At 49.6% G+C, this 20,849-nt stretch carries 18 protein-coding genes; 6 read left to right on the forward strand and 12 right to left on the reverse strand.

What is annotated here, in order from left to right:
- Positions 1–8 precede the first annotated feature (8 nt).
- Together cobA and NC994_RS13560 are read left to right on the forward strand one after the other, a co-directional pair.
- Positions 9–1,703 (forward strand): uroporphyrinogen-III C-methyltransferase, encoded by a 1,695-nt coding sequence (gene cobA / locus NC994_RS13555; RefSeq protein ID WP_190434146.1) that lies wholly within the window; start codon positions 9–11, stop codon positions 1,701–1,703.
- Between the two features lie 529 nt (positions 1,704–2,232).
- Positions 2,233–2,772 (forward strand): phycobiliprotein lyase, encoded by a 540-nt coding sequence (locus NC994_RS13560; protein ID WP_190427680.1) that lies wholly within the window; start codon positions 2,233–2,235, stop codon positions 2,770–2,772.
- A gap of 2 nt (positions 2,773–2,774) precedes the next feature.
- On the opposite strand, the gene NC994_RS13565 is transcribed toward NC994_RS13560, so the two are convergent.
- The 5 genes from NC994_RS13565 to NC994_RS13585 form a co-directional block, all read right to left on the reverse strand.
- Positions 2,775–4,952 carry a response regulator gene (locus tag NC994_RS13565; protein WP_190434148.1) on the reverse strand — a complete coding sequence of 726 codons (2,178 nt, stop codon included), beginning with the start codon at positions 4,950–4,952 and terminating at the stop codon, positions 2,775–2,777.
- 71 nt (positions 4,953–5,023) lie between these two features.
- The gene (locus NC994_RS13570; protein WP_190414639.1) at positions 5,024–5,479 is read right to left on the reverse strand and encodes a response regulator; all 456 of its coding nucleotides are present in this window, start codon (positions 5,477–5,479) and stop codon (positions 5,024–5,026) included.
- Positions 5,473–7,521: a CHASE3 domain-containing protein gene (locus tag NC994_RS13575; protein WP_190434150.1), complete on the reverse strand. Its 2,049-nt coding sequence runs from the start codon at positions 7,519–7,521 to the stop codon at positions 5,473–5,475. The genes NC994_RS13570 and NC994_RS13575 overlap by 7 nt, the downstream gene beginning before the upstream one ends.
- Before the next feature lie 312 nt (positions 7,522–7,833).
- Positions 7,834–9,603 (reverse strand): diflavin flavoprotein, encoded by a 1,770-nt coding sequence (locus NC994_RS13580; RefSeq protein ID WP_190434204.1) that lies wholly within the window; start codon positions 9,601–9,603, stop codon positions 7,834–7,836.
- A gap of 107 nt (positions 9,604–9,710) precedes the next feature.
- The gene (locus NC994_RS13585; protein ID WP_190434152.1) at positions 9,711–11,429 is read right to left on the reverse strand and encodes a diflavin flavoprotein; all 1,719 of its coding nucleotides are present in this window, start codon (positions 11,427–11,429) and stop codon (positions 9,711–9,713) included.
- Between the two features lie 141 nt (positions 11,430–11,570).
- Between NC994_RS13585 and NC994_RS13590 the strand changes: the two genes are divergently transcribed.
- Complete coding sequence (locus tag NC994_RS13590; RefSeq protein ID WP_190434153.1) at positions 11,571–12,365, forward strand: pantothenate kinase; 795 nt, start codon at positions 11,571–11,573, stop codon at positions 12,363–12,365.
- Between the two features lie 165 nt (positions 12,366–12,530).
- Here NC994_RS13590 and NC994_RS13595 read toward each other — a convergent pair whose 3' ends face one another.
- Both NC994_RS13595 and NC994_RS13600 read right to left on the reverse strand, forming a co-directional pair.
- Positions 12,531–13,370, reverse strand: a complete 840-nt coding sequence (locus NC994_RS13595; protein WP_190434155.1) for an alpha/beta hydrolase — start codon at positions 13,368–13,370, stop codon at positions 12,531–12,533.
- Positions 13,371–13,444: 74 nt separating this feature from the next.
- A complete protein-coding gene (locus NC994_RS13600) occupies positions 13,445–13,900 on the reverse strand; it encodes an NUDIX hydrolase (RefSeq protein WP_190434156.1) in 456 nt (151 codons plus the stop codon).
- Positions 13,901–14,046: 146 nt separating this feature from the next.
- Here NC994_RS13600 and NC994_RS13605 point away from each other — a divergent pair, with 146 nt between their 5' ends.
- The 3 genes from NC994_RS13605 to NC994_RS13615 all read left to right on the forward strand — a co-directional run bounded on the left by NC994_RS13605 (position 14,047) and on the right by NC994_RS13615 (position 15,215).
- On the forward strand, positions 14,047–14,340 hold the full coding sequence (locus NC994_RS13605) for a hypothetical protein (RefSeq protein ID WP_190434158.1): 294 nt from the start codon (positions 14,047–14,049) through the stop codon (positions 14,338–14,340).
- A gap of 282 nt (positions 14,341–14,622) precedes the next feature.
- Positions 14,623–15,018 (forward strand): hypothetical protein, encoded by a 396-nt coding sequence (locus NC994_RS13610; protein ID WP_190434159.1) that lies wholly within the window; start codon positions 14,623–14,625, stop codon positions 15,016–15,018.
- A gap of 2 nt (positions 15,019–15,020) precedes the next feature.
- Positions 15,021–15,215 carry a hypothetical protein gene (locus NC994_RS13615; protein WP_190426225.1) on the forward strand — a complete coding sequence of 65 codons (195 nt, stop codon included), beginning with the start codon at positions 15,021–15,023 and terminating at the stop codon, positions 15,213–15,215.
- 173 nt (positions 15,216–15,388) lie between these two features.
- On the opposite strand, the gene argH is transcribed toward NC994_RS13615, so the two are convergent.
- The 5 genes from argH to NC994_RS13640 form a co-directional block, all read right to left on the reverse strand.
- The gene (gene argH, locus NC994_RS13620) at positions 15,389–16,774 is read right to left on the reverse strand and encodes an argininosuccinate lyase (protein WP_190434161.1); all 1,386 of its coding nucleotides are present in this window, start codon (positions 16,772–16,774) and stop codon (positions 15,389–15,391) included.
- Between the two features lie 192 nt (positions 16,775–16,966).
- Positions 16,967–17,212 (reverse strand): hypothetical protein, encoded by a 246-nt coding sequence (locus tag NC994_RS13625; RefSeq protein ID WP_199299541.1) that lies wholly within the window; start codon positions 17,210–17,212, stop codon positions 16,967–16,969.
- 157 nt (positions 17,213–17,369) lie between these two features.
- Positions 17,370–18,788, reverse strand: a complete 1,419-nt coding sequence (locus NC994_RS13630) for a PP2C family protein-serine/threonine phosphatase (protein ID WP_190434163.1) — start codon at positions 18,786–18,788, stop codon at positions 17,370–17,372.
- A 470-nt stretch (positions 18,789–19,258) separates the two neighbouring features.
- Complete coding sequence (locus NC994_RS13635) at positions 19,259–19,402, reverse strand: hypothetical protein (protein ID WP_190434165.1); 144 nt, start codon at positions 19,400–19,402, stop codon at positions 19,259–19,261.
- A gap of 246 nt (positions 19,403–19,648) precedes the next feature.
- Positions 19,649–20,632, reverse strand: coding sequence for a GntR family transcriptional regulator (locus NC994_RS13640; RefSeq protein WP_190414628.1), 984 nt, complete (start codon positions 20,630–20,632; stop codon positions 19,649–19,651).
- Positions 20,633–20,849: the final 217 nt, after the last annotated feature.

Consider the following 20,849-nt stretch of genomic DNA (forward strand, 5'->3'; position numbering starts at 1 on the left):
GCCAAATCATGACTGAGCGTACCGGAAAAGTATATCTGGTGGGGGCAGGGCCGGGAGATGTTGCTTACCTCACCGTCAGGGCGCAACATCTACTCGTTGAGGTACAGGTGTTAGTCTACGATGCCCTCGTAGATGCCCAGTTGTTGGAGTTGGTGCCAGACAGTTGCCTGAAGTTGGATGTGGGCAAACGCGGTGGACAACCCAGCACACCGCAAGCTGAAATTAACCAACTGCTGGTAGAACACTGTCAGCAGGGAAAGCAAGTCGTGCGGCTAAAAAGTGGCGATCCGTTTATTTTCGGGCGTTCTACTTCCGAAATTCAGGCATTAATTGCCGCTGGCTGTCCTTTTGAAGTCGTACCGGGGATTTCTTCAGCACTGGCAGCACCGTTGCTGGCGGGGATTCCGCTAACAGATCCGGTGATGAGCCGAGGTTTTACGGTGATTACTGCCCATGAGCCAGAGGTTTTGGACTGGGAAGCGCTGGCGCGGATGGAAACGCTGGTAATCTTGATGGGTGGGCGCAATCTCGGTGAAATTGTCTATCAGTTGCATCGATATGGGCGATCGCTTTCTACTCCCGTCGCTGCGATTCGTTGGGCGGGAACGCCTCAACAACAAGTCTGGACAGCTACGCTGGGCACTATCGTTGAGCAAACTAGGGGTGAATCTCTCTCTCCCAGCGTCATTACCATCGGGGAAGTCGTCGGTTTGAGAGAATACTTGCGATCGCCAGATGCACCAGTCGTCTCAGATCGACGCCTAAATCCGCCCGTACAATCATCAGCATCTTCAACCCAATCCGCAGGGGTGAGTTTATCAGACATACCTATGGGAAGCCACAGTTCTCAGAAAACCTCGTCTCTAACGACTCAAAACTCTTCCCAACCGCTAGCTGGGAAAACTATCCTGGTGACACGCGCCGCAGGACAATCGGGTGAGTTTTGCGTGCGTCTCCAAGAAGAAGGCGCAACGGTGATTGAGATGCCGACGCTGGAAATTACTCCTCCTTCCAGTTGGGAAGAATTGGATAATGCGATCGCGCATTTATCCGATTTCGGCTGGTTAATTCTCACTTCCAGCAACGGGGTTGATTACTTTTTTGAACGGCTGGAAGCGCAAAATCAAGATGCCCGTGCCTTAGCCGGGGTCAAAATTGCCGTTGTCGGGAAGAAAACCGCCCAGAGTCTCAGGCAGCAAGGCTTACAACCTGATTTTATTCCCCCAGATTTTGTTGCAGATTCGCTAGTTGAATACTTTCCAGAATCGTTAGGAGGCAAGAAAATTCTCTTTCCTAGAGTGGAAACGGGTGGAAGAGAAGTCTTAGTTAAGGAATTAACCGCCCAAGGTGCAGAAGTAATCGAAGTGGCGGCTTATCAATCTCAGTGTCCGAAAGCGATCGCACCCGCCGCCTTAGATGCCCTCCAACGACAAGCAGTAGATGTGATTACTTTTGCAAGTTCTAAAACCGTGCAATTTTTTGGTCAATTAGTGGGTGAAATCGATAAATTGCCCTTACAAGGTGTTTGTATCGCCTCGATTGGCCCTCAAACTTCTAAAACCTGTCTTTCTCTACTGGGGCGAGTGGATGTAGAAGCCCCGGAATACACGTTAGACGGCTTAACCCAAGCGATCGTCCAGTGGGCGACATCTGAGGCGAATGTCCGCGATCGCTTGGCTCACAACTCAAATATAGATTGCTAGATAGCTATTCTCGATTGGATGCCGTACATTTTAACCCCACCCCAGCCCCTCCCCGTTCACGAGGAGGGGTTCCCTCTTCGCCCCTCTCCGTTCACGGAGAGGATTTGGGGGTGAGGTTCCAAGTATTACACTCAACTGAAAACCGCGATCATCTCTCTCGAAAGCTTTTCCACCTTTCGTCGTGCCCTTATGGGATAGACGGTTCTAAGATTCTTCCGGATGACAGAGCCGCTAGTAAGTATTTTTAGCTATCATCTATTATTATTAAGATTGTTAACAGTAACTTGCATTTTGGCAGGCTTACCACTCTAGCCAAGGTGGTACGTCAGCTAAGTGCCAGATAGCTGACCCGATATAGTGGCGCTCAACTGTACCCAGATCGGGTGTCACTAGAAACCGCGACTTGCACAACCGTTCATCAGATTGCTTGCATAAAGGTCAAATAAAAGGGTGATAAGTCCCATAGCTACCAAGCAAAAATTGACGCTTGCAAGAACTTTATTTTCAATTCATATGAGGACTGGTACTGGTGACAACACTAAGACAACTTGCCCAAACCAATGAAGAATCTTTAATTGCAGCGTTTTTTCAGGAATCAGAGGGCAAATGGCACTCTGAAAGACGCTACTATACGCTGCCGGATGGAGAAACCAAGGAGATGGTGAGTCTGATTACCGTCCGGTTTCTGGAACAGGGAAGCTCGGAATTGCTACATTTGGCAGAGTTACACCAGCTGGAAGATCCAGCAGCGCTGATTTGTGGTTCCTATGTAGAGTGGAACAGCACAAACTCAGTCACAAACCGCAAAGAGTCGAAAGGTTCGACACTATTTGGCGCATTAGGAACCACACTCTATCGCGATCGCGGCTTTGCCACTCCGAAACCCGTCACGGCTGAGTATTATTTCCCCAATCCCAAAACTTTGTGCTTGCGGACAGAGTACAGAGATTCTTCATTTGAAGAAGAATTAAAACTGATTGGTCGAAGCTACCGCACCCGGCAAACGATCATCTCCCGTGCCGGAGAACAGCAAATGATCGGTCAATATCTAGAAAAGCGCCTTAGCTAGACTTAACCTGCACACCCAGCCAGAAGTGCCACCGCCGCCACTAAATCATCAGGCTCGACGGGCTTAGACTGATACATTTGAAACCCTGCCTTCAGGGCGCGGTTTTTATCTTCCTCCCTAGCGTAGGCGGTCAGCGCTAGGGCTGGAATTTGTTTTCCGGTTTTTTCTTCCAGAGTTCTCATCTTGCCGATGAGGGCGTAGCCATCTTCCTCTGGCATTCCAATATCACTCACCAGCAAATCGGGCTGCCAGCTACGAAGGACTTCTAACGCCTCGGCTACGGATGCGATCGCTTTCACTTTTGCCCCAGACTCTTCAAGCACGAGGGCGATCAATTCGCGTGTATCCGTATCATCATCCACAACTAGAACCTGCAATCCGCTCAGGAGTTGAGGTGCTTGTGCTACCTTCTCCTTAGCTTCCCCGCTCCCCGGCTCCTCTGCCCCCCGGCGCTCCTGCCCCTCGGTTTCTCGACTTTTATCAAAAAGTGGTAGAAGCACTGTAAACGTTGCTCCCTGCCCGATTCCGAGACTAGCAGCATGAACGGTGCCACCGTGCAATTCCACCAAGTGACGCACAATCGCTAATCCAAGTCCTAATCCTCCATGCGATCGCGTGGTACTCGCGTCAGCTTGACGAAAGCGGTCAAACGCATAGGGCAGAAAGTCGGGGCTAATGCCCATGCCTGTGTCGCTAATTTGGATTTGGGCAAAGAAAGTTGAAGGTTGCGGGTTATTAGGTGGAGAGTTCGTGGGTTGCACTTCAACTTTTTCTTCGAGTTTTCCCTCAACCCTCTCCAGCCGCACCTCAATTTGCCCGCCTTCTGATGTGAACTTGATGGCGTTGGAGAGTAGATTCCAAACGACTTGCTGCAAGCGATCTGGATCGGCAGCGACCAAGCCGACTGAGCGGTCTAGTACCGCCTTGACTCGAATCCCCTTGGCATCCGCTGCCGGACGCAAGATATTAATCGCTTCATCAATGATAGGTATCAGCTCGATCGAGCGAATATTCAGGTGTAGCTTGCCCCGAATAATCCGCGAGACATCTAGAATTTCATCGGTGAGTTTTACCTGCGCCTTGGCGTTGCGTTCGATACTCTCAAGGGCACGACTGATAACAGTGGGAGTTAGCTTCTGATTGCGGAGTAGCGTTGCCCATCCGAGGATAGAGTTCAGGGGGGTGCGGAGTTCGTGAGACAGGGTTGCCAGGAACTCGTCCTTGAGGTGGTTGGCTTCCTGAGCTTCCCGGTAGAGTCGGGCATTGTCAATTGCCAAAGCAGCCCGATCCGCGAGGTCTTGCAGAAAGAATTGGTCATCACGAGTATAGGAGTATCCGGGGCGATCGCGCGAAACGAATAAAGTCCCAATCCGCCGACCTCGTACCTCTAAGGGTGCGATCAAAATGCTGTACATCCCAAAGCGCTCTAGGTAGGGCAAATACTTGGACTCGCTCAAAGGTTGTATCTCCTCTGGCGACACGACTGGAATCAGTAGCGTCTCGCCTGTTTTAAAGACCCGACCCGTCAAACCCTCATCAACGCGGTGTGCCTCCGTGGCGAGGGTTTCTTGCAAACAGGCGAGGGCTTCTGGGTTTGGATGATAAATTGCTACCGGGTTGAGGTACTTTCCATCATCTGATAGGATGCGAACTACGCACAGATTTCCCAGTCGCTGCGCTATTTGCTGACTGACCAGTTCTAGAACTGCTTGAAATTCCGGAATTTTCTCAGCAAAAGCTCGCGATACCTCGCTCAAAGCTTGCCGATGCGCTTCCAGACGAGCGGCTCTTCGCTGAGTTTCGGCTCGTTCTAAGGCTAACTGCACCGCAGCAGGCAGACGGTTGTAATATTTGGGCAACTTCAGAACGTAGTCGGACAGCCCCGCCTTCATCGCTTCTACAGCAATCTCTTCGCTGCCTGTATTGGTAAACATCACCACGGGGCAGTCGGGATACCGATCTTTAACGGCACGCAGAACCGTTAGACCATCACTCCAGCGCAGTTGATAGTCAGTGACAACGGCATCGAAGCCATCTGCCGCAAGTGCCTGGTTCAAGGCATTGATTTCTGCTATCTCCTGAATTTGGAGATCGGAAAAGGCTCGGCTGAGCTGACGAGCTGCTAGGAGGCGATCATCAGGGTTGTCATCGATCAGTAAAATACGTAAGGTCTGGCTCATATCCGCTATTTAGTTGGAAGGTTGAAAGGGTTGAAGATTTAAGCTTTCAGCTTTCAAAGTCTTTCCAACTTTCAACTCTCCTCTAATTTTGGCTTCTGGTTGAAAATGAGCCAATATGAATTCAGTGTTTTCACCATATCCAGCAACGCTTCAAAAGCAACTGGTTTAACCAAGTAAGAGTTGGCTCCCAGGTCATAGGCTTGGTTGATGTCGCGATTTTCCTCGGAGGAAGTTAGAACAACAACCGGCAGGCGCTTCAGGTCTGGCTGCTGCCGTAACCATTCCAGCACCTCAAGACCCGACTTGCGAGGGAGTTTCAGGTCTAGCAGGATCAAAACGGGTAGGGGGTAGCGATCGCGATCGGTGTAAGGCGGTTCGCCCGCAAGGTAAAACACGGCTGCCTCCCCATTTTCCACCACTTGCAATGGGTTAAGCAGGTTAGCTTTCCGAAAAGCTCGCTGGATCAGGAAAATGTCATTGGAGTCGTCTTCCACCAGCAAAATAGTATAGTTAGACGCGTTCAACATTCGTCTCTAGCCTTGGGCAGGTCTATCCAAAATCTGCTTCCCTCACCAGCTTGCGACTCGACTCCGGCATGACCTCCCATGCGTTCTAACCCTTTCCGCACAATTGCCAACCCAATGCCAGTGCCGGGGTAACTTTCAATTCCGTGTAGGCGCTCGAAGACGCGAAAAATGCGTTGTTGATGTTCTGGAGCAATGCCGATGCCGTTGTCTTCTATCCACAAGCGTACCCAAAATTGGGAAGTTGCTGAAGGTTGATTACTCTCTGGCTCTTCGGCTGTAGACGCGATCGCTCTGGTCTCTACCCTTGTCTCTACAATACCCTGTTCCTCGGCTTCCCCTCTCTCCCTAACTTCTGCCCATACTCGCACCTGCGGTTGGACTCCAGGAGCGATAAATTTTATTGCATTATTTAGCAAATTTGTCAAGACTTGAATCAAGGTGGTGCGATGCCCAACGATTTGAGGCAGCGGTGGTTCTACTGTCACTTGGACTTGTTTTTGCCGCACTTCTGGCTCTAGTTGAGCAAGAACTTCCAGCACCAACGTTTCTAGGGAAATCGGCTGGAGACGGATCTCCGTGCGGCTGAGGCGACTATAGTCGAGCAGATCCTGGATTAAGGTATCCATGCGCTGAGAAGCCGTAATAATGCGCTGGGCATAATCTTGCCCGATGGTATCTAAGGAGTCGCTATAGTCTTCTAACAAAGCGTGACTGAAACCCTGCATAGCACGCAATGGCGCACGGAGGTCGTGGGAAACGGAATAGGCAAACGCTTCTAATTCAGCATTTGCTTCCTGCAATTGGACAGTGCGATCGCTAACGCGCTGCTCTAGTTGTGCATTGTTCTGTTCGAGCTGTTCTCGTAACTCAGCTTGCTGCATTGCGATCGCAAGTTGGTTGGCAACCTCAGTGGCAATCTCTTGGTGTTCCGGATTAAACGTTGCCGGTTCCGTGGCACTTAGAATCAGTTCGCCGAGCAGATTTTCTTCGACCCGCAGGGGTACAGTCATGCAGCTGCTTTGCCCTTCCCCCATTCGCTTCATGGCAGGCGGACAACGATTGAGTGCCGCGTTCTCTAGAGAATAAATTCTCTGTTGCCCTAAGACAAATCCAGGCACAAAATCGTCAATGGGAAGCGTAGCGCCTTCTTTGAACCACAAATCTCCGTTGACACTTCCGGCTATCACCTGGGCAACGCCAGTTTCAAAGTTAAACAACACCACAAAAGATTGCTGGCAGGGCACTAAGCGCCGCATCCGCGACAATGCCGCGCGAACAAGTGCTGCCCGTGAATGTGCTGCCAGAATCGCCTGGTCGATCTCATGCAATGCTTCCAACCGCTGAGCAGATCGACGCAGCGCGTTTGTTTGCTCTTGGGCGATCGCGAGGGCGTGTTTGTAGGTTTTTGCCACTCCCATCAACTGACGGCTGGTGAACAATGCCAGCAGGCTTCCCAACCCAACCGTTAAGCCGAGAGTGCTACCAATCGTCAGATAGGTTGTTTTTTGAGCGTTGTCAGTGCGAACATCCCGCAGCACCTCCTCGGTTCTGATGAACGAGGCAAGCTGAACCCGCATCGCATCCATCAGCTGTCTACGAGTGTTAAACACAGAGAATTCATAATTGCTATTGCGCTGCTTGCGAGCGATCTGGGAGGGGGCATATCGATTCCACTGTTCATAAATTGCCCGCAACTCTTTGAGGCGCTGAATTTGACGCGGGTTGTCCGAAATTAAAGAACGCAAGTCATTAAAGGCAGGATCGATTAACAAACTTGACGCTTGGTAAGGCGCTAGAAAACTCGGATTGCCGGTGACGAGATACCCGCGTATCCCGCTTTCCATATCTAACAGCAGTCTCTGAGTATAGTTTGCTTGGGCAATGACTCGATCGGTGTGGTCAACCCACCGCGTCACCGAAAGTAGGTGGTTGAGCTGCAAAAATAAGATGCCGGAGAGCACTAGCATCAAAATCAACGGCAACGCGATCGCACGAGTTAGCCTGTGTCGAAAGTTGTTTTGAGCAGTCTCAAATAGCGCCATTTCAACCCTTCAAGCCTTTCGGCTCTAGCAGTAAGCTTTAGCGATCGCACTTGGCGGAAGCCGTCAGCGCCCGCTATGTTGTCTCCTTTACTTTGAAAAAATACTGAGCCAGCAGATCCAAAGATAGCGATCGCTATCTTCCACGCTAACAACTTACAGCACAATAGCAATGCCCAATTAATTATTAGTTAAAACGTTGTGCAACTTTCGGGATGTCTTCCCCACTCATTCGAGTGAGATTTCCCTCTCCAAACTTCTGATAAATCGGTTGCTCAGAAAAAGTTGCACTGGGCGTTATGCACTGGGCGTTATTTAATAATGGCTACCCGATTTTCGGTGATGAACGGCGGTGACGCCTTCCTGCTGTAACACCTTGCCATTTTCCACCACAGCGTAGACCAACCAGTGATCGCCACATTCCATCCGGTTGCGGGCAGTACATTCCAGATAAGCAAGGGCATCGGTGAGAATCGGACAACCATTTTGGGCGTCTTGCGTAGCGACACCCGCAAATCGGTCTTCACCGGGACCAAAAGGTTTGAGAAAATGCTTCATCAAGCCGATGTGCTTGCCTTCTCCCAAAATATTTAAAACAAATTTTCCGCCAGAATGCATCAGCGATTCAATCGCTCGATCCTTGGCGACAGCAATGGTTAAACCGGGGGGATTAAAAGTTGCCTGAGACACCCAAGAAGCCAACATCGCCCCGCTGAGTTCGCCTTGTTTCGTTGTTACAACGGAAAGAGAGCCAACCAGATGCCCCACCGCTTGTTCGATCCTGGCAGATTGCGAAGGTGAAATCGGTTGCACGCTTAACTGTTGTCGAGCCATTTTTGCTTTTTTAGCTTTTTTCAACGCTTGGGCGAAGTCTGTCCCGGCTTCTTCGCAATATTTCAGCGTCACCTCGGTGGGTTTAAATTTGACTCGAATCGGGTCGAAGCCAAAGCGATATCCAGCATCTTTTAACTTGCCTTCTAGTAGATCGATCGCTTCCCCACTCCAGCCATAAGAACCAAAAACACCCGCCAGCTTGCCTTTGCTCGCGTTGGATAGGACAATGCCCAAGGCAGTTTGAATCGGCGTGGGAGCATGACCGCCGAGGGTAGGAGAACCCATGATAAACCCATCTGATTTTTCTACAGCTTCTTGAATTTCCGAGGGTTCGGCAAATTCGCAGTTAATTGATTCGACAGCAACGCCTGCTTTGGTAATACCACTAGCGATCGCTTGCGCCAAGGTTGCCGTATTCCCATAAGCTGAAGCATAGAGCAGCGCCACGCTTGTTTCAGTTGCCCTTTGCTGCTGGTTCCATTGCCGATAAGCTTGAGTCAGCGGGATCAGACTGTAGCGCACCAAGGGGCCATGACCCGTCGCATAGAGTCTGGCTGGCAAATCCTGTGTCAGTTTGTCTAGCGCTGTTTCGACTTGCCGAGCGTGGGGAGCCATCAGGCAATCGTAATAGTAGCGCCGATCTTCGCTAAACACCGTCCACCCTTCATCAAACACCTGATCGCCACAGACGTGCGCCCCGAAAAGCTTATCCGTATACAAAATTTCGGTTAGGGAGTCGTGGGTGCAAAGGGCGTCAGGCCAACGGGGACTAGGCGTGGGGATAAATTGTAAGTGATGACCTTTGCCTAAATCGAGGGTTTCTTCCCCTCGCATTATGGCAATTTGTAGATTGTGTTCTTGTAAAGTCTCTGGGAAAGTGTTTTCAAAAAGATTTCGCAGCAGAATTGACCCTGGATTCGAGCAAACAAAAGTAATTTGAGGAGCCAGTTTTAGTAAAGCATTCAGCGTAAAAACTCGGTTGGGGTTGACGTGTCCTAAAATCACGTAATCCAGCTTTTTTAAGTCAAATCGCTGCTGTAAAGCGGACAGAAAAATGCCTGTAAATGATTCTCCCGGCGGATCGATGAGCGCTGTTTTATCCGCTTGAATCACATAAGAATTCGCCGTTGTGCCCCGTTGTAGAGCATATTCGATTTCAAACTTAAGTCTGTCCCAAGTGCGCGATCGCAACACAGTTGTATCTGCACCAATCGGGAGAACCTGAACATCGCGGGGTTTTGTGGCTGTCATCATAAGTTAAAACGGTAATTTTTTAAACGCAAAGGTACACTCTCATACGCAAAGTTAAAGCTGCTTCTTTGCGTACCGAGAGCGCTAACCTTGGCGCATCAAGAGCGTTAATAATAATTTCCGATCTTGCGATGGTGAACCGCTGTGAGGGCGTCGGGTTTGGAGACGCGACCGGATTGAACGGTGCTGTAAACTATCCAATGATCGCTGCATTCCATGCGGCTAGAGACTTCACACTCCATGTATGCGAGGGCTTCCGTCAGAATTGGGGAACCATTCTCCGCAGGCTGAGATTTGATCCCGGCAAATCGATCCGCGCCAGGGGGGAATCGTTTTAAAAAATGCCGCATCAAATTTTGATAATTTCCTTCTTCTAAGACGTTGAGGACAAAGCGATCGCCTACTTGCATCATGGACTCAATTGCCCGGTCTTTTGCGACAGCGATTGTGAATCCTAGTGGTTGGAAGCTGGCTTGTGCCACCCAGGAGGCTAACATGGCACCGTTGACTTCGCCTTTTTTGGCAGTGATGATGTAGAGTCCACCACTGATGCGTCCCAGCGCTTTTTCTAAATCGGCATCAAGAGATTTAATCTGTTTGATGTTGCGATCGCGGGTGAGCAATTGTCCTAAGTCTGTACCCGCTTCTTCACACAACTGATAGGTGGCTTCTCCGGGTGTATCTTTAATCCGAATTGCTGGAAATGCGACTGTCAGCCCTAACTCTCTAAATTTACTCACCAGCGGATCGACGGGTTCGTCATCTCCTCCGTAGGACTCCAGAATCCCGACTACTTGTTTTTCCTTAGCAGCGGCTAAAACGGTGCCAATCGCAGCTTGGGCGGCGGCAGAGGCGGCTGGGGGTGTGGCAATGACTAACCCAGATGAACGCCCTACCAGTTCTTGCACCTCCTGAGGATCGGCGGATTTCAGGTCGAGTGTCTCGACGGCGACGCCTGTTTTGGTGATGCCTTTGGCGAGAGATTGGGAAAGGCGATCGCTATACCCGTAATCGGAGACGTAAAATACCGCTACTGTCGTCTCGCCCTTGGTTTGAGCTTGACTCCACTGGCGATAACGTCCTGTCAGTTCCACGACGTTGTGGCGTAGCAGCGGGCCGTGTCCAGTGGCGATGGTACTAACTTCTGGGAGTTCTCCCATCCGTTTCAGTGCAGATAGCACGGAACGGGCATTCGGAGCCATCAGACATTCGTAGTAAAAGCGATAATCGGCTTCGATGGCGGCTAAATCTTCATCGAAGGTGCTATCCGAGCAATAGTGCAAGCCAAAGGCGTCGCAAGTATACAGGATTTGGGTTTTGTGGTCGAAGGTGAAAATCGTGTCGGGCCAGTGCAAGTTGGGAGCAATCACGAATTCCAATTCGTGTCCGTTGCCTAAATCCAACTTGTCGCCATTTTTGACGATTCGCCGCTCAAACGGCTGATGCACAAAATCTTCGATAAACTGGATTGCGACTTTTGACCCAACCACCGTTACCTGGGGAGCCAGTTTCAAGATGTCTTTGACTAATCCGCTATGGTCTGGCTCGGTGTGGCTGATAATCAGGTAATCAATTTCTTTTGGGTCGATGAGTCCATGTAATGCATCCAGATATAGCTGGCGGAACTTTTCATGGGAGGTATCCACTAAAGCCGTCTGCTCACCCCGAATGATGAAGGAATTATAGGTGGTGCCGTTTTGCAGCCCAAATTCAATGTCGAAGCGATCGCGATCCCAGTCAAGCGAGCGAATCGTTGTCGTGTCAGGGGCGATTTCGCCGGTCTGCATGGTGAGGCGTTTTTGGGTTCGGTCGGTGAGCGCTACCATCTCTGGTCTCCTTCTGTTGCAACCCATTAGGTATTTTTTCTTCTTTCATTCTGCCACGAGTCTCTTGTAAAGATTTATTAAAAAACCTATGAGTGAGTTAAGAGTTCTAAAAGTGTCGAACAGCTCCAGGCTCAGAGAACGATGAATTGGCTAGCTTTGACGATCGGGAATTCGCGGCTGCACTGGGCGTACTTTGTGGAAGAAATTCTTCAGGATGCCTGGGATAGCAACTATCTGCCAGCGGCAACTGTAAATCGTCTGGCGCAGCGCTTAGCAGCGGGTAAATTTCCACGGGAAATTTTGCCACCCAGTCCGACCAATTCACTATCCAAAATCCACAATCAGCAATTAAAGTTGCCGATTTATCTGGCTTCGGTGGTTCCAGAGCAAACAGCACTTTGGCAAAGTTACCCAGATATCCGTGTCATGACTTTAGACCAATTGCCCCTTGAAGGACTTTATCCCACTCTTGGTATTGACCGGGCTTTAGCGGTGTTGGGTGCTGGCGAAGTTTGGGGCTTGCCTTCTTTAGTGATTGACGCTGGAACTGCCATAACATTTACGAGTGCAGATGTCAACCATCGGCTAGTGGGTGGGGCGATTTTGCCTGGGTTAAGGTTACAGCTACAGTCTCTAACCCAAAGAACTGCTGCGTTACCACCGATAGAATTGCCCCAGGAAATGCCGCCGCGTTTTGCTGTAAACACACCGGAGGCGATTCAGAGTGGCGTTATCTACACTGTCTTGGCTGGAATCAAAGACTTTATCCAGGCTTGGTGGCAGAAATTTCCAGGTAGTCGGGTGGTTTTGACGGGAGGCGATCGCGCTACTTTATTTGCTTATCTCCAAATCCAGTTTCCTGAAATAGCCAGTCAGATAATTAGCGACCCGAATCTGATATTTATGGGAATGCGGTCAGTCGTCCTTAGTTCTTAGTCCTTAATAAAGCGATTCACATCAAATCCGCTTGATTCTCCACAATTGAGAAAAACCTTACCCCGCCTCCACCTGCGGCTCCGGCTCCCCTCTCCGCAAGCGGAGAGGGGTTGGGGGGTGAGGTTCTTTTATTAACTCCACTACAAGCGCACAGCCTATGCGCCCCTAATGCTTACTCACGAAATCTCGAATATACTGAGCCACGACATCTGGCAACGCTTCGGGTAGATCGTTTCCCGCAAAGCTAATAATTTCCAACTGAGCTGATGGAGTTAAGTCCGCGTAGGCTTGACTTTCGGCAATTCTAGAACGACTGTCGCGATCGCCTTGCAAAATCATAACGGGGACTTTCAGCCACTCCAGTCTTTCTTTCAATAATTCTGCTTGAATTTCGGCGCGGCGGCGTTGAAATAATAGCTTGTCGGTAGTGGGAAACTGCACCGGCTGTTCTTGTCGCCGCTTCTTTTGCCCAGTCTGCTTGCGGGGAAACAGGCGATTGTTGGAGACACGAGCGATCGCATCTATGAGCGATCGCCACCCGGAGGATACCACCTTAGACAGCCGCTTAAATAGAGATGTAAATAGAGAGGGGCGCGATCGCTCGGTTCTTAATCCCTCCGCTTCCACCCCAATTGGAGCTAACAGCACTAATCCGCGCACCTGTTCCAAATATTTCAGCGCGAAACTTGCCCCAATCCACCCTCCCAGCGAGTGACCAATTAAAAAAACTTCTCGCTGATTCAATGCTTCTAACAATTCAGCAAGACATTCCATCTCCAACTCAATTGAGTAGTGAACATCCGGGCGTTCGGAGTCACCAAAGCCGAGTAAATCCGGGGCAAAGCAGTGGTAATCCCGACTCAAACAATCGATGACAGCTAGCCATTGACTGCTATCGTGAGCCGATCCGTGTAAAAAAACCAAAACTGGCCCTTGACCAACTTCGCGCCAGAAGATTTGTCCTTGAGACAGCTTAATTCGAGAATTGCGTAACGGTAGAGTCATCCTAGATTTTAGATTTTTAGATTTTAGATTTTAGATTGACGATGGATTGACTCATCCAAAATCGAAAATCCTGCTTATGCGAGGGTTGTCAAGCCGTTCAAGTAGTCCTGCAACTGCTGGTCGTGGTCATGGCAGAGTTTCCCTTGAGGCAAGGATGCCACAGAGAAAGCTTTGACTTCCATAATTTCCAGCGTATCCCGAACCTGCATTTCTCCCTGCACTTCCGCTTCTAGCGCTACACAAATCGAATGAATTCTGGGATCGCGGTCTGGCGAAGAATAAACTCCCACTAACCGGCGAATTTTTACTAACTCCAGTCCAGTTTCTTCCGCCAACTCCCGCCGCGCTGATGTCGGAATGTCCTCACCCCAATCAACAATACCGCCAGGAAAACCCCATTCACCTGTGTCTCCGCGTCGAATGAACACAATTCGACCATCTGGCAAAATCGGGATGATAGTTGTGCCGATAATGGGATGGCGGAAAATAATCCCTAGCACTGTTTGTATAAATCGCCATGACCGACGCATAGGCAAAAGAAGCTTTACTTCAACGCAGAAAGGAACTTTTACTTTTAGAGTCAATTTATGAGCAGGAAGTTCTCCGATGACAGATAAAATTTAAAACTTTGCAAAAGGAGGGTTTCCCCAAGGGCTGAATCCGCATAGTTCTGGGGATGCCAGAATTGCTTATTCATCCACCTCTACAAATTAAAATTTTAAATCTGCGAGAATTTCCGCTTTTTGAGATTCAGTCACCTGAAGATAAATCTTCTCAATGTTACCATCCGAGCCGATCGCATTCATGTGCGGCGCTGAAGGCGTATCAACTGCTTGGTGCGGAATTTTTTAGCTTTTTGCTGCGGTTACGGCTGGCAATTTTACCCAGCCAAGAAGCAGTATCGCTGAGTTTTAGGGACATGGGGATGTTTTCAACCGCAGCAAGTCAGCGCTTTTTAGTAGGCTGCTGACAGGCTGTTATGATATACGTTACAGATGCAAGTTCGGTCACGTCAGTCTGCGACCCGCCGTTTTTAGGCTAGCCTGTTTCGGTGTTTCTTCCACAGGTTTGAAGGCAGAGGCTTCCAGAGCCAAAAAAATGCTCTGGAAGAGCAACACACTCTCTGTCTAGATTCACTTGGACAAGAGTAGGTTCTGAGAAGTTGCTAGAGACGCTTTAATTTTGCGCTTCTAGGTCGCTCTTCTCTCTCTCGACTTTCATCTGAATCAACTGTTCGGATGGATATTGTTGGATGACTATTTACATCGAAAGTCTGTCTTCGCAGGTTACTCCAGAAGACTTTAAACAAGTCTCTGCATCTGGTTCAGCCAAAAGTGTGGCGATACCAAGCGACCGGAAGACAGGCAAAGTGCGGGGCTTTGCTTTCGTAGAGAGGGTGGAAGCTCCGCAAAAAAAGACAGCTATTTCGGTGCTGGATGGTGCAAAATGGATGGGGCGTCAGATGCAGATCAACCAAGCCAGACCGAAGGAGAACCCTCGAAAAGAGGGCGATCGCGGTAGATTGCCAGATTGGCAGATTCTAGCACCTGCTTTTCCAAGCCTTGGGCGTGACTGGCAACACCAACAAGCATCAGGTGCAGGGGAAAACCCAAAGGCACCATTTTTTAGTCGTATATCAAAGAGGTGAACATGGCGAAGCGCCGTAACCCTAAGAAAGAAAAGGCGCAGCGTAATCAAGCATACGCCCGCAAGTTTCGTAAACGTCAAACTACGGGTCGGTTCTCTAAATTCCGGCGTCAAAGATCGCCCGGAGAGAGAACCAGCGAGGAGGATGAAGACAAGATGGGAGGAGGAATGGGAGCAATGGGCGGCGCGATGGGTTAGCCATTGCTCGGTGCTGAGGGCTGAGGGCTGAGGGCTGAGGGCTGAGGACTGAGGAAAAAAAATATTTTTCTTCAGCTACTAACTCTCTTGCGAAATTGAGAAATCCCCTATTCAGCCCTCAGTCTTGATTACTCAGTCCTAATTACTCGGTCCTCAGTCCTGATTACTTAGTCCTAACTACTCAGCCGAGACTGGGCAGCTTGAATCGCTTGTCTCACTTGCTCAAATCCGGTACCGCCGTAGCTGTTACGAGCGGCAACTACTTGTCTTGGAGAGATGGCTTCATAGATGTCTGGCTCAAAAGCTGGGTGCAATTCCTTCCATTCTTCCAAGCTCAAATCCTTGAGAAGTTTACCGGCAGCGAGGGAAGTTTTTACAACCTTGCCCACGAGATTGTAAGCTTCCCGGAAGGGGACACCCCGCGCTGCTAGGTAATCAGCAACATCGGTCGCGTTGGAGAAATCTTCCGCGACGGCTTCTGCAAGGCGAGCGGTACGAAATTCTAGCCCCTCGCGAAACAAAATGGTCATTGCTTCTAGGCAGCCTTTAACGGTCTTTACACTGTCAAATAGGCTTTCTTTGTCGTCTTGTAAGTCTTTGTTGTAAGCCAAAGGTAGCCCTTTCATCAGCACTAGCATTCCTTGCAGATGCCCAAAAACACGACCTGTTTTACCCCGCACGAGTTCAGGCACGTCGGGGTTTTTCTTTTGGGGCATGATGCTGGAGCCGGTGGCGCAGCTATCTTTGAGGGTGACAAAGCCGAATTCGTGAGATGACCAAAGGATGACTTCCTCCGATAAACGGCTGAGGTGAACCATGATCAGGCTGGCGCTAGAGAGAAATTCAATCGCAAAATCGCGATCGCTCACGCCATCCATACTGTTGGCATAGACCCCATCAAAGTTGAGCAGTTTGGCGGTGTAGTGTCGATCGATGGGGAAAGTGGTTCCGGCAAGTGCGCCACTCCCCAAAGGCGAGATATTGACGCGCCCATAGACTTCTCCTAGCCGCTCCCAGTCCCGTTCTAGCATTTGAAAGTAGGCGAGGAGGTGGTGAGCTAAAGAGACTGGTTGGGCGCGTTGTAGGTGCGTATAGCCGGGAATTAGGGTTTCGATGTAATTTTGGGCAAGGTCGAGGAGAACTCCCTGAAATTCGCGCAACTGGCTGCGAATTTGGGAAATTTGATCTCGCAAGTAGAGGCGGGTGTCAGTGCCTACTTGATCGTTGCGCGATCGCGCCGTGTGCAGTTTTTTGCCGACATCTCCGGTAATTTCTGTCAGCCTACGCTCCACTGCAAAATGAACGTCTTCTGCATCTATCCCTGGATTGAAGTTTCCTTCTCGGTATTCTTGGCGGATTTGTTCTAAGCCTGCGACTAGCTGTTGTGCCTCCGACTCTGAAATAATGCCGGTGTGAGCGAGCATTTTGGCATGGGCAATCGAGCCGGTGAGGTCGTATTCGATGAGTTCGATGTCGAAGCCGATACTAGCGTTGAAGCGAGCGATCGCAGGATGCAACGCCGATTCAAACCGTTGGCTCCAAGTTTTTTGTTGAGTCACGAGCTTCTTGGTAACGTTGGAAAGTTGACAGATTCAAAGGCGAGCCGGTTGAAAGTTGGCTCGGCGAGCAGGTTTTAGCTTGCCTTTGCAAGCATCTTACTCTTTAACAAATTGCAGGACGAGCAAGCTGTATCCAAACATTCAACTTTCAACCTTCAACCTTTAACTTTTTAGACCTTCAAACGCCATCCACTAAGCGGTAACTCCTCGAATCAGGTAGCCAAAAAACAGTCCGATTAACAGCGCCCAGACTTGCCCTGATTTAATGAAGTAGTTAAAGGCATTTTGTATTTGGTCTAACACTTTTGGGTCTCTGATTTGCTGCGCCAACACGGGCCAATTGACCGGCGAGTGCGAAAACCACAGCGATACCGTATCGTAACCGTGGGTCAAGTTGGGCAACCAACCGATTATTTCGTGCATTTCATTAAGCACCATGACTCTGATTTCCTCACAACAAATAGAGATGTTGGCAAAGGTTGCTCGTGCATCCGTTCAGATTGTATTAACACAAAGCTGATGTCTTTGCTAGTGGGGGAGTCAGTGATGGGTAATGAGTCATGGGTATCGGAAATGACCCCTGACTTATTACCAATTAACTTTTGACCTGCATCACTACTAGCGTCATATCATCTCCGTTACGGCTGGCTGGGCCGATAAATTGCTGTACCTGCTCAAATAGGTAATCTAAAATCGCTTGGGTGCCGTTGCAATGCTGGCAAGCCCACTGGAAGGTGCGGCTCAGCTTTTCTTCGTCAAAGCGATCGCCATTTTGATTTGCCGCATCGGTAAAACCATCGGTGTAATAAATAATCGTGTCCCCAGGATACAGCTGGACTTGGGCATCTTCATACTGGGAATCGGCATCCAGACCAATCAGCATTCCCCAGGTATCCAAGCGCTTGATGGAACGGGTTGATGCCTGCCATAACAAGGGAGGATGGTGGGCGGCATTACTGTAAGACAGAATCCGGGTTTGCGGATCGTATTCAGAATAAAACAGGGTGACAAACCGATGGGAGTTTTCCAAATCGGCATACATTACCCGGTTTAAATGTTGCAGGATCTTCGCCGGTGAGTGCCTGTTTAGCACTTCGGCTCGCAGCATCCCCCGCGTCATCGTCATGATTAGACCCGCTGGGACGCCTTTGCCCATGACATCCCCGATTACCAGGCTCCACGGAACCGATCCTCTTCGGGCAGTTTCCACTTCCGAATCACTGTCTGTTTGGGGGCGCAGCTGGTCATAATTGGCAGGAATAAAATCATAGTAATCTCCGCCGACGCGACTAGCCGTTTGGCACTTTGCCGCTAGTTCGACTCCATAAATATTCGGACATTGTCGCGGTAGTAGGCGCAGCTGGATATCGGCACCAATTTCTAATTCTTTATCTAGGCGTTCTTTTTGGCGTAGTTCGACGGTAAGTTCATCGTTTGCGATCGCAACTGCTGTTTGATCGGCAACTAAGCGCACCAACTTCTGCCGGGTGTCTGTCCAAATATATTTGGGATCGCGGCTGAACACATAAAGACGTCCCCGCTCTGTATTTTTCACCAGAATCGGAGTGCCAAATACCTGAATGTCTGGCCCCAAAAATCGGCTCAGTTGAGCATCCAATGATGGCGGTGTGGCGACCCCCTCTGCTGTTGTCGAGGGATTACTCGCCTGACGGGTTGCGGCGTTAAGCGCCTTGCGAATATCCTGACAAGATTGACCTTCCTGACAGTGCAGGCGTTCTAGCCGCACCTGACCATTCGGTAAAAACCGGATGAGAATGCCGCCATCGGCATCTGTGACCCGCGTTGCCATCAACGGAATCAACTCCAAAAACTGATTCAAGTTATTGAAGCTACGCAGGGCAAACCCTAACGACGAGAGCAAGTCTTGAATCTTGCGCTGTTCTCGATGCAAACGCGCCACCAGTTCTTTGAGCGCGAAAACAGGCGTCGTTTCGGCGGTGGTACCGCCGTCAGGTAAGGGAGATGGCTGGCGAGGAAGGGGCACAGCAGTCATAGCATCAGGAGTTACGGTTCCGCACAAAAGTTTGTTTTAGCTGTCAGGATATCTTTACAGATTCTGGCTTAAGAATTGTCAGTTTTGGCAACGGTTTGGGGAAAACGCCTTTGATTTAAAAAAAATTAAGAAGGCGTTAGAGCAAAATTGTTCCCGATTACTATCGCAACAGTTGCCAGTTGCAGCTAGCCGTCCGGACGCGATCGCTAAACAAAAGGAGCCGACTTGGCTGTTCTTGAGGTGTAAATATACCCTTAATTGCAGGTTCTGCCAATCACCCGGAGGGGCTTTTTGAAAACTTCTGCATAAGTCTATAGACGGAAATCACCATAACTGTCGCTATAGTAAACCCGATCTATACCAAAGCGCCCCTTATTATGTTTGATTGGTTCATCGACGGCATCGCCTAAGAGTAGCAGACAGCAATACATATGCTTGTGGAGTGATTTTACAAGCCAAGACTGTAAATTTTAACCGGATGGCGTGTGTATCCCTAAAGTAAAGATTTCTTCCAAAAGAAAGTCTGGAATGGGATCGGTTCGGAAAGCTTTAGTAGCAAGGTGTTTCTCAATGGCATCTTTTAAACCCATCGAAGGTTTCGTGTGAATCGTCATCTTTGGTCCGATTGCTTCTTGCTGATTTTTCAGCAGAGAATTGCCAATTTTAGAAGGGGCTTCTCACTGAAAAAATTGAATCTCTGATGACGACCCTACAGCATCTGGATCGTCCAAAAGTTCAGCCTGAACCGAAGGGTGCATGTGGGTAATCCCACCTGAATCGGCACTTTATGCTGCCAAATGGGATGAGCTAGACTGTCTGATCGTTGAAATCTAATCATTGAAATCTAAAATCCAAAATTGTTAACCTAAACCGAGTTCGCGTTTGAGCAAGTTAATTGACTTGGTGCCAATATAATTTTCGCTACATAATAGCTCCGGAGGACGAATAATGTCTTCACGGGCGGCGGCGACTGCCGCTTTGACGGTGGCAAAACTGGCGCGATCGCTAACAATCGTTTGGGCACTGCGAACGATCGCGTTGAGTTTGTAGGTGTCTTTTACCTGGGCTGTCATCACCAGCAAATCATCCCCGCGCAGGCTGTGGATAAGAATTTCTGCAACTCCGAGAATGCCTGAGCTGAGACTCACCAGACCCATACAGCTGTCTTTAGGCAGGCGTTGAACCAGCTGGAGTTCTTGAGCGTAGTCGTAAATATCGACGGGGATGACGCGCACCGCTCGTGGGGCAGCGATCGCTTCCGCATCCCCAATAAAATAGCGGCTAGTCACCACGGTGCCGGAGTGGGTTTGATCGAGTATTTTACTGAGTTCCTCCATCGGCACCAACTGTACGGGTATCCCTAAAGATTTTTCCAGTTCCTGAACCATCAATTCCCCAGCACCGATGTCTCGTGACGGAACCGTAACCAGCACCCGCGCACTACAGCGTAAGCGCCAGTCAACTTCTGCTAGAAATAGTTCTCTGGCTTGGTTGAGGGTGCAACCTTGGTTGAGCAGTTCATCCAGGCTGTGCTGCACCAGCTTGTAGGCATGGGGATATTGTTCGTGTATGGGGCCGCTATGTCCAGTGCCGCCCTCGTTTCCTTGGGCTTTGACATAAATTCCCGATCCAGCTTGGGATTCTACTAATCCAGTGTCTTCTAGCTGCCGGTACACCTTGCTAATGGTATTCCGGTGCAGACCTGTCTGCATTGCTAGCTGCCGAGTGCTGGGCAATCGATGACCTGGGGGAAACTGTCGCGAGGCGATCGCAAACTGCATTTGGTCAAATAGCTGTTTTGACGCTGGAATTTCACTGTCTGGTTGAATATGAAACTGAACCATTTACGAGCCTCCAAGGACTCTGATTCTCATGAAGCCGTGAGAAGGGCAATTCTTTAATAGCATAATGCGCTACAGAAGCTGAGTTATCGCCCTGGTTTTTCAAGATTCTGCCTCCTTCTCACTTGATCTATCTAGTAGAGACGCGATCGCATCAGCACATACGCTCTTAGCGCTACTTGCTGCAAGTCTTCTACAAGCCAGCATCTAAACTCCAAAA

This window comes from Trichocoleus sp. AS-A1 (assembly GCF_039962015.1).
In the GTDB taxonomy this organism is placed as follows: Bacteria; Cyanobacteriota; Cyanobacteriia; order Cyanobacteriales; family FACHB-T130; genus FACHB-T130.